The organism is Pseudomonas sp. CH235 (assembly GCF_004368175.1).
Lineage (GTDB): Bacteria > Pseudomonadota > Gammaproteobacteria > Pseudomonadales > Pseudomonadaceae > Aquipseudomonas > Aquipseudomonas paraglycinae.
This window is the reverse complement of record NZ_RRZJ01000063.1, coordinates 1-1917: the sequence shown is the minus strand read 5'-3', so window position 1 is coordinate 1917 and position 1917 is coordinate 1. Positions and strand designations below refer to the sequence as shown.

3 protein-coding genes are annotated in these 1917 nt (G+C 56.9%); all 3 read right to left on the bottom strand.

Going from position 1 to position 1917, the window contains the following annotated elements; all coding sequences use genetic code 11:
• A partial coding sequence (locus EIY71_RS28425; protein ID WP_178083805.1) for an S-type pyocin domain-containing protein occupies nt 1-601 on the bottom strand: 601 nt, incomplete at its 3' end.
• Between the two features lie 263 nt (nt 602-864).
• Nucleotides 865-1134, bottom strand: coding sequence for a bacteriocin immunity protein (locus EIY71_RS28420; RefSeq protein WP_011335930.1), 270 nt, complete (start codon nt 1132-1134; stop codon nt 865-867).
• 9 nt (nt 1135-1143) lie between these two features.
• On the bottom strand, nt 1144-1917 hold a 774-nt coding region (locus tag EIY71_RS28415; protein WP_178083804.1), incomplete at its 5' end, for an S-type pyocin domain-containing protein.

The following is a 1917-nucleotide window of genomic DNA, read 5'->3' as shown; positions in this document are numbered from 1 at the left end:
TCTTGTCGTTGTTCCACTCGACTTTTACGGTACGCACCGAGTCGTCGCCCGAGGCTCCGGTGTGGATGCCGTAGACCTGCATGACCCCTTCGGCATCGCGTCGGAACTGGAACCGCACGCGAGTGGTGGCGCGGGGTAGGGTGCGCAGTTGTTCGTCGGTGTAAAGGGTGCCGTCGCCCATTCGGGTCGGAAGCATCCCGAGGATAAACACGCTGGCCGGGCCTCCCGCACCGCGGATTGCCCAATTAAGGCGCTGCTGCAGGATTCCACCACCGGCCAAGCGCCCCAACGCCAGATCGGCGCCGATGGCCTTCGCTACGGCGTGACTGGCAGCGGGAATGCGCAGGGCGCCTGCCACCATGACTTTGCCGAAGTGAGAGGCGGGCTCAGGTGTAGTGCCGGCATCCGTCCGGCACCAGTTGCCCGGCGTGCAGGACTTGGCAAAAACCAGATCGTCGCGAGGCTTTGGCGATGGCCATTCGTCTGTCCGGATATAAACGGGTTCTGGCGGCGGGGGCGGAATCCATCCGGTCCATGTCGCGTTTTCGCTCGGGCGTTTTCGACGCCACTCATCGTCGAAAAGGAATTTGTTCAGGTCCATGACCACTCCCTGTCTGTCCGGGAATCGAGACAGGGGAGCGTGTCGGTCAATCGGGATGGCGATCAAATCGACTTGCCGGGATGCAGAGGCCTGATCGAACGAATAATCCTCTTCGTACGCTTTTCGCACCCGGTTCCTACGGAATCTGGCTGATCTGCAGAGGAGGCCACTTTTCTCGAGGCACAAAAAAACGGCCTATCTTTTGGTAAGCCGTTTTTAATACTTAGTGGTGTGAAGTCATTTCAGTGATTGACCATGAATCTTCACTTCTTGAATCCTGGCAGTCCGTTTGCTTCATGCCATGTCGCGATTGTACGGGCTATGCCAGATGACGACGTGTCAGCACCTGGCTCAGGGTAGTAGATAAGATCCATCTTGCTCGGATGCCCAACGATCTTGTTGAAGTGCAGCAATAGAATATCTGCACGGTCATCTGTAGGTGCCTTGTCTTCCTTTCTGATCTCGTCAATGAACTCAACGAAGTCTTGTTCGGTGTAATCAGAGAAATTGCTTTTGATGAAGGGGTCGCTCATGCAGTTGCCTCAATCCTGGTGTATTTCGACGTGATTTTTAGGAGTGTGGACCCTCAGGTTGTCAACGTTATAGACCTCGCCGCCTTGAGATATCAGTTCCACATGATGAATTTCGTGAGAGATTCTTTTACCAGCCGCATCAGCTAATCGGGCGCGAGGCGCCTTTCCGTTGCGCATACGCTCCAAGCTATCTTCGCTGAGTTGCCCGGCTAGCCTGGTATCTTTTGATGCTTCGGCCCAGAAGGCGCGCCTGAATGAATCAAAGCTGGAATATTCACGCCCTCTTAGCGAATCGGCAATGCTGGTTGGGATTGGCGCACCAGATCCCCCCCGGGCATGGTCAAGCCATACACCGGAAACATCCTCCCCAATCCCCGTCACCGTCCCCGGCATCAATCTCGCCGGTTTCGAAAACACCACATACAACGACTTCAGCCCGGTCTCAGCCGGAAACACCAGAATACAATCCTCGGCGGTGATGTCTTCGCCGGGCAGGATTTCAATCTGGCTGTCGGTGTTCGCGGCGATCGGGTGGACGAGGATCGTGCTCAGTGGTTCGCCGTGTTCCGGATACACCAGCGGCGGCATCGATCCCAGCGGCCCGCGTTGCGGCGTCCACAAAATCGTGATGCCGTTGAGCTTCGCCTCCATGGAGGTCTTGTCGTTGTTCCACTCGACTTTTACGGTACGCACCGAGTCGTCGCCCGAGGCTCCGGTGTGGATGCCGTAGACCTGCATGACCCCTTCGGCATCGCGTCGGAACTGGAACCGCACGCGAGTGGT

Bases quoted from the DNA above. Each gene is read 5' to 3' on its own strand.
- EIY71_RS28420 (WP_011335930.1), bottom strand. From the start codon at position 1,134: ATGAGCGACCCCTTCATCAAAAGCAATTTCTCTGATTACACCGAACAA.